Source organism: Streptomyces sp. SID5785, assembly GCF_009870065.1.
GTDB lineage: Bacteria > Actinomycetota > Actinomycetes > Streptomycetales > Streptomycetaceae > Streptomyces.
The window spans coordinates 1-6,901 of record NZ_WWIA01000701.1 but is presented as its reverse complement, the minus strand read 5'-3'; the positions used below and the strand labels follow the sequence as shown (position 1 = coordinate 6,901).

Annotated in this window: 6 protein-coding genes and 1 pseudogene; 4 read left to right on the top strand and 3 right to left on the bottom strand. The window is 73.0% G+C overall.

Features of this window, described 5'->3' with window-relative positions:
* Window positions 1-275, top strand: a 275-nt coding sequence (locus GTW43_RS22970) for an ATP-binding cassette domain-containing protein (protein ID WP_161303909.1), incomplete at its 5' end; no start/stop codon positions are given.
* 30 nt (window positions 276-305) lie between these two features.
* Here GTW43_RS22970 and GTW43_RS22965 read toward each other — a convergent pair.
* The gene (locus GTW43_RS22965; protein WP_161301229.1) at window positions 306-1,220 is read right to left on the bottom strand and encodes a helix-turn-helix transcriptional regulator; all 915 of its coding nucleotides are present in this window, start codon (window positions 1,218-1,220) and stop codon (window positions 306-308) included.
* A 118-nt stretch (window positions 1,221-1,338) separates the two neighbouring features.
* Between GTW43_RS22965 and GTW43_RS22960 the strand changes: the two are divergent.
* Window positions 1,339-1,707, top strand: a pseudogene (locus GTW43_RS22960) (alcohol dehydrogenase catalytic domain-containing protein); the annotation flags it as partial.
* A complete protein-coding gene (locus tag GTW43_RS22955) occupies window positions 1,662-2,207 on the top strand; it encodes a hypothetical protein (RefSeq protein WP_237536766.1) in 546 nt (181 codons plus the stop codon). The pseudogene GTW43_RS22960 and the gene GTW43_RS22955, both read left to right, overlap by 46 nt.
* 81 nt (window positions 2,208-2,288) lie before the next feature.
* Here the strand turns inward: GTW43_RS22955 and GTW43_RS22950 are convergent, their stop codons facing one another.
* Complete coding sequence (locus GTW43_RS22950; protein ID WP_161302756.1) at window positions 2,289-2,927, bottom strand: hypothetical protein; 639 nt, start codon at window positions 2,925-2,927, stop codon at window positions 2,289-2,291.
* A 254-nt stretch (window positions 2,928-3,181) separates the two neighbouring features.
* Window positions 3,182-5,344, bottom strand: a complete 2,163-nt coding sequence (locus GTW43_RS22945; protein WP_161303908.1) for a RecQ family ATP-dependent DNA helicase — start codon at window positions 5,342-5,344, stop codon at window positions 3,182-3,184.
* A 134-nt stretch (window positions 5,345-5,478) separates the two neighbouring features.
* Between GTW43_RS22945 and GTW43_RS22940 the strand changes: the two genes are divergently transcribed.
* The coding region (locus GTW43_RS22940) for a DUF4192 domain-containing protein (RefSeq protein WP_161303907.1) at window positions 5,479-6,901 on the top strand (1,423 nt) is incomplete at its 3' end.

Genomic DNA, 6,901 nt, shown 5'->3' with positions numbered 1-6,901 from the left:
AGCTGTCCGGCGGCCAGCAGCAGCGCGTCGCCATCGCCCGCGCCCTGGTGAAGAACCCGAAGGTGCTCCTCGCCGACGAGCCCACCGGGAACCTCGACGAGTCCATGCGCGACGAGATCATGGAGGTCCTGGAGACCCAGTGGAAGGAGCACGGGCTGACCTTCGTCATGGTCACCCACGACTCGGCCCTGGCGAAGAAGGCCCCGCGCCTCGCGACCATCCGCAAGGGCCGGATCACGGTCACCGAGAACGAGGCGGCGGCGAAGGCACGCTGACGCACGCCGGACGGACGGGCCTGCCCGCGCTCAGGCCCGTCCGGCTCCCGGCGAGACCGCCGGGGCGTCCGTGCCCCAGCTCGTGAGGAGGCGCAGGGCCTCCGCCGAGGGGGAGCCGGGCTCCGCGTAGTAGACCGACAGGAACTGTCCGTCGTCGTCCGGCAGATGCAGCGTCTCGTACGACAGCGACAGGTCACCGACCAGCGGATGGTGCATGCGCTTCACGCCGTGGCCCTTCTCCTTCACGTCGTGGGTCGCCCACAGCCGGCGGAACTCCTCGCTCTTGACCGACAGTTCGCCCACCAGCGCCGACAGCTCGGGGTCCTCGGGGTGGCGGCCCGCGTACAGACGCAGGTAGCTCACCATGTCCGAGGCCTTCGACTCCCAGTCCACGAACAGCTCACGGTAGTCCGGGGCGAGGAACGTCAGCCGCGCCCAGTTCCGCTCCGCGGGCGGCAGCACGCCCCAGTCGCCGAACAGGGCCGCCGCCGTCCTGTTCCACGCGAGGATCTCCGAGCGCGCCCCGCCGACGTACGCGGGCACACCCTCCATCGAGTCCAGCATGTGCCGCAGCGCCGGGCGCATCTGCTGCTGCCGGCGCGGCGCCCGCGTCCGGCGCCGCTGCTCCTTCGGCTTGGCGAGGTCGGTGAGGTGCGCGTGCTCGGCGTCGGTGAGCCGCAGGGCGCGCGCGATCGAGTCGAGCACCTCCGCGGACACGTTCCGCCCGTTGCCCTGCTCCAGGCGCGTGTAGTACGCCACCGAGACACCGGCCAGCTGTGCCAGCTCCTCGCGGCGCAGCCCCGGCACCCGGCGGTGCCGGCCGTGCGAGGCGATGCCCACGTCCTCCGGCTTGAGCCGGGCCCGCCGCGTGCGCAGGAACTCGCTCAGCTCGGCCCTGCGGTCGAGGCCGTCGGTGTGCGGTCCGGGCTCCGGTGTGTCGTCCATACCCTCAAGTATTCCCGGTCCTACGCCCACGAGCCTGTCCCCGCCAGTGGTAGGACCGCTGGACGTACGCAAAGCGGTGACCTGGGCGAATGTCCCGCGGCCGGGCACGCTGGACACCATGACCACGACTGTTGCCGCATATGCCGCTCCGAGTGCCAAGGCTCCGCTGGAGCGCACCACCATCGAACGCCGCACCGTCGGCGAGCACGACGTGCTGATCGACATCAAGTTCGCCGGCATCTGTCACTCCGACATCCACCAGGCCCGCGAGGGCTGGGGCGAGGCCATCTTCCCGATGATCCCCGGCCACGAGATCGCCGGTGTCGTCTCCGAGGTCGGCTCCGCCGTCACCCGGTTCAAGGCCGGCGACCGCGTCGGCGTCGGCTGCATGGTCGACTCCTGCCGCACGTGCGAGAACTGCCTCGCCGGGCGCGAGCAGCACTGCCTGCGCGGGAACACCGGCACGTACAACGCGATCGGCCGCGACCCGGTCGTCCGGGTCCCGCAAGGCCCACGCCGCCCGCGCAGCGCACGTCGCGCGAGTCGGCCGGTGCCCCCAGGCCGGGACCGAAGGTCCCGTCCGCCCCGTCCGCTGCCGCCGCGGCGCAGGTCCAGCTCATCCCGGCCTCGGCCGAGGGCGCACTGGACGCGGCCGAGGAAGCCGTCGACCTGCTGCTCGACTCCGGTCGCGCGCCGGGAGAGGTGCTCGTGATCACCACGGGCGACCCGCACCCGTGGGCGGCGCACGAGCTGTCGTTCGGCGCCGATGCCTACTGGGCGCAGCACGACGCGGGAGACGACGTCTTCTACGCCGACGCCGCCGCTCTGAACCGTGCCGCGTCCCGGCCGGTGGTCGTCGTCGCCGTCAACGGGGGCGACGAGGCGGCCGGCGCGGCTCTCCCGCTCGCTCTCGGCAGGGCCGGATCCCTGCTGATCGTGTGCGGCGACCCGGAGCGCATCAACGCGCTGCTGGGCGCCGGGGTCTGACGCGCCGCCTGCCGGCTGCCCGCACCGCACGGCGGTGACCGGGGAGCCCGGCAGGCCGGTGCGCGGCCGTCGCCGGCCCGGTCAGCGCGCGGCTGCCCGCCGCAGCATCTCTGTCGCCGCGCCACCCGCGCGCGGCGCCGACACCTCGGCGCTGCCCAGGCTCTCCGGCGCGGAACCGAGTCCCGGACTGCGGCCCCCGCGGCCCTCTCCGAGTACCTGCCAGCCGTCGCGCGTCATGGTGATGTACGCACCGCAGCGCAGCCCGTGCAGGGTGCAGGCATCACGCAGGCCCCACATCCACGCGCCGTCCTCCTCTGTCCAGCGGGCATCGCCCTCGCGGCAGTAGAGCAGCACGGCCGTGCGCACGGGGGTGCGGCGGCGCAGATCGTGCGGGATCACCCGGCGAAGCTGCGAGAGCAGAGAGTTGCGGAACGTCCAGCCGTCGGTGTGGCTCTCGCGCCGGGTGAACGACGCGCTCGCGCGCAGCCGTTCCTCCGGATCGAGCACGGCCACCACGGCCGTCTGCGGTATCGGTCCGTGGCGGGCGTGCAGGCCGGTGACGACCTCGCGCGGATTGCGCAGCAGCGGAATTCCGGCTGCGGCCCACTCCGCGGGTTCGAGCAGCCTGGTAGGTCGGTTGACGGAATCGGTGGACCTCTCGGTGCGCATCGAGGACGCGGACATCGATGCCGCCGAGGACGGAGCGAATCCGAAGGTCACGGTCCTCCCTTCGGCTGGTCGCCCAGGAGGGCAGGTCGGACTGGGGGAGCGCGCCGCGGCACAGCCCTACCGGACCACGGGAGCCGCGCGGGGAGCACTCCCGATTCTTCCCGTCGTACTGGCACTCGGCAACGAGCAATTGGCACCCGAGACCGGTATCTGGCGATGTGTCACCAATATCCCTGCCCATAGGTTGGACACCCGTCCGCCCGAGGGCGCCGCAGGCGCCCACGACGGGGGCATGCGCAGGTCGCTCAGCCCTGGACGGCCAGGACCAGCGGCAACACCCCCTCGGCGCCGGACCGTCGCAGCAGCCGGGCCGCCATGGCGAGGGTCCAGCCCGTCTCGGTGTAGTCGTCCACGAGCAGCACCGGTCCTCCTGCGGTGGCGAGAGCCTCGGCCAGCTCCGGTGGGAGCACCAAGGTGCCTTCCAGGGCGCGCAGTCGCTGCGCACTGTTACTGCGAGGCATGTGCGCCGTGTCGCTGCCCGGCAGATAGCCGATCTGTCCGAGGAACGGCATCCGGCCGACCTGCGCGATCCCGCGGCCCAACGAGTCGATCAGCCGGGGCCGGGTGTGCGACGCCATCGTGACCACGCCCACTGGGCGCGGCGACGCCGAGGCGGCGCCGGACGCCCAGCCCCCGGGCCCCTTCGCCCAGTCGGCGAGCACCTCGACGACGGCCCGCGCCACGTCGTCCGGCACAGGGCCGTCGCCGGCCTGCGGCGTGAGCATGGGGCGCAGCCGGTTGCCCCAGCCGATGTCCGAGAGGCGGCCCAGCGCACGGCCGGAAGCCGCCTGCTCACCGGCAGGGATGCGGCCCTTCAGGTCGATGCCGACCGCGGCAAGACCGGTGGGCCACATCTTGCGCGGCTCCACCTCCACTCCGGGACGGCCGAGTTCGCCACGCGCGGAGGCGAGCGCCTCCGGCGAGACAGAGCTGTCGAAGCGGCCCCCTGCGCAGTTGTCACAGCGCCCGCAGGGGGCCGCTGCCTCGTCGTCCAGCTGACGGCGCAGGAACTCCATGCGGCACCCCGACGTCGTCGCGTAATCACGCATGGCCTGCTGCTCGGCCTCGCGCTGCTTGGCGACCCAGGCGTAGCGCTCGGTGTCGTAGACCCATGGCCGGCCCGTCGCGATCCAGCCGCCCTTCACACGGTGCACCGCACCGTCCACGTCGAGCACCTTGAGCATGGTCTCCAGGCGCGAGCGGCGCAGCTCCACCAGCGGTTCGAGTGCGGGCAGGGACAGGGGCCGCTCGGCGCCGGCGAGCACGTCGAGCGTGCGCCGTACCTGCTCCTCCGGCGGGAAGGCCAGCGAGGCGAAGTAGCGCCAGATCGCCTCGTCCTCCTTGCCGGGGAGCAGCAGTACCTCGGCGTGCTCGACACCGCGCCCGGCTCGCCCCACCTGCTGGTAGTACGCGATGGGCGAGGACGGCGAGCCGAGGTGCACCACGAAGCCGAGATCGGGTTTGTCGAACCCCATCCCCAGCGCCGACGTCGCCACGAGTGCCTTCACCCGGTTCGCCAGCAGGTCCTCCTCGGCCTGCTGGCGGTCCGCGTTCTCTGTCTTGCCCGTGTACGACGAGACGGTGTGGCCGCACTGCCGCAGATACGCCGTGACCTCCTCGGCGGCCGCCACCGTGAGGGTGTAGACGATGCCCGATCCCGGCAGCTCGTCGAGGTGATCGGCGAGCCACGCCAGCCTGTTCGCGGCGTCGGGCAGCTCCAGCACGGCCAGGCTGAGGCTCTCCCGGTCCAGCGGGCCGCGCAGGACCAGCGCGTCCGAGCCGGAGCCGGTCCCGAGCTGGTCGGCGACGTCGGCCGTCACCCGGGCGTTCGCCGTCGCCGTCGTGGCCAGCACCGGCACCCCCTCCGGGAGTTCGGCCAGCATGGTGCGCAGCCGCCGGTAGTCGGGGCGGAAGTCGTGCCCCCAGTCCGAGATGCAGTGCGCCTCGTCGACGACCAGCAGTCCGGTGGCGGCGGCCAGCTGCGGCAGGACGTTGTCCCGGAAGTCCGGGTTGTTCAGCCGCTCCGGGCTGACGAGCAGGACATCCACGCCGCCCGCCGCGACCTCGGCCCGTACCGCGTCCCACTCCTCGGTGTTCGACGAGTTGATCGTGCGGGCGCGGATGCCCGCCCGCTCGGCCGCCTCCACCTGGTTGCGCATGAGGGCGAGGAGGGGCGAGACGATCACGGTCGGGCCGCTGCCCCGCTCCCGGAGCAGGGCCGTGGCGACGAAGTACACCGCGGACTTTCCCCAGCCGGTGCGCTGCACGACGAGGGCACGTCTGTGGTCGGCGACCAGCGCCTCGATCGCCCGCCACTGGTCCTCGCGCAGCCGGGCGGTGCCGTCGGTGTCCCCGACGAGGCGGGCGAGTACGGTGTCGGCCGCGATCCGCAGGTCTTCGTTGCTCATGCCCCCCATGCAACCCGATGGCACCGACATCGCGCGAACGAGCACCTCGACCTGTGGACAACTCCTGACGTGTCCCTGATGGGGGTTATCCACAGGGTGAACGGGAGTCGGACGATTCGCGGCATGGTCGTCCCATGACGAATCACAGCGAACACGCCGGGGCGACCGGCGAGGCCAGGATCACCCTGCGCACGGCCGGCGAACTGGCCGAGGCGCTCCCGTACTTGCTCGGCTTCCGGCCCGAGGACTGCATCGTTCTCGTGGCCCTGTACAAGGGCCGCTTCGGCGGTCGGGTGCGGCTCGGCATTCCCGACCGGACCGAGGACTGGCAGCCCGTCGCCGACCAGCTCGCACGGTGTCTGATCGGCGAGTCCGTCCGCCGCGAGGGCAAGCCGGACAGCGTCATCGCCTACCTCTGCCAGGACCCGGTACGCCCTCGCACCGGCCGCCAGGTCATGGAGCGGCTGCAGCCGCTGGCACAGTTCCTGCGCACGGCGTGCGGCGTGCTGGACGTGCCGGTGACGGAAGCCCTGTGCCTCTCGGGAGACCACTACTGGTCCTACTGCTGCCCCCGCCCGGACTGCTGTCCGCCCGAGGGGAACGCCGTGGCCGGGCCCGGTACCTCGGTCATGGCGGCGACGGCCGCCTACGCGGGCATCCAGGTCCGTGCGTCGGAGCAGGAGGTCAAGGCGCGTCTCGCCCCCTTGGTCACCGCTCTCGAGCCGGGGCAGCGCCGGGCGCTCGACGCCGCGGCCATGGACATCGTCCCGAGAATGCTGGACGGTGAGCCGCGCGCGGATGTCGAGGCCGAGACGTTGGACCTCGCCCGACTGCTGCTGCGCAGGCTCGGGGACGCCCCGCGTGCGGCCGACGCGCTCGAAGCCGACGTCCACGACGACGCGTTGCTGGCGCACGACGAGGCCGCGTCCCTGATTCTCGGACTCCAGGACCGCGAGACGCGGGACCGGGCCGCGGAATGGATGGAGGGCGACGAAGCGGCGTGCGCCCTCCGCCTGTGGCGGGCCCTGGCGCGTCGTTGTGTGGGCCCCTACGCCGAGCACGCGGCCGCTCCGCTGACCCTCGCGGGCTGGGTGGCCTGGTCGCTGGGGGACACGGTGGAGGCCGACGCCGCTCTGGAGATGGCGCTGGGGGCCGACCCCCAGTACGTCTTCGCCCGACTGCTGAACGAGGCACGGGCCGGCGGCCTGGATCCGGAGCCGGTACGCCGCTCGCTGCGTGGGAGGCGCGCGGACCACGAGGAGGACCCGGACGCCGTGTCGCCCCAGAGCGGAGACGAGGAGGGTGACGACTCCGTGGGCGCAGCCGAGGCGGAGCAGCAGTCCCACGAAGCAGTTGACGACGATGCCGCCGCGGGCGCGCCCGAAGCCGTCCGGCCCGCGGCGACGAGGGACGAGGACGGTCCCGTGTCACGCGCGCCCTCGAAGCACACGGTGGACCCCGGAGTCTCCCGTGCGGCCCGTGGACTGGAGGCGGCCCTGCGCCGCCGGGGCGAGCGCCGCACCGGAGCGGGGACGCGGCCCGCCCGGGCCGGCTCCC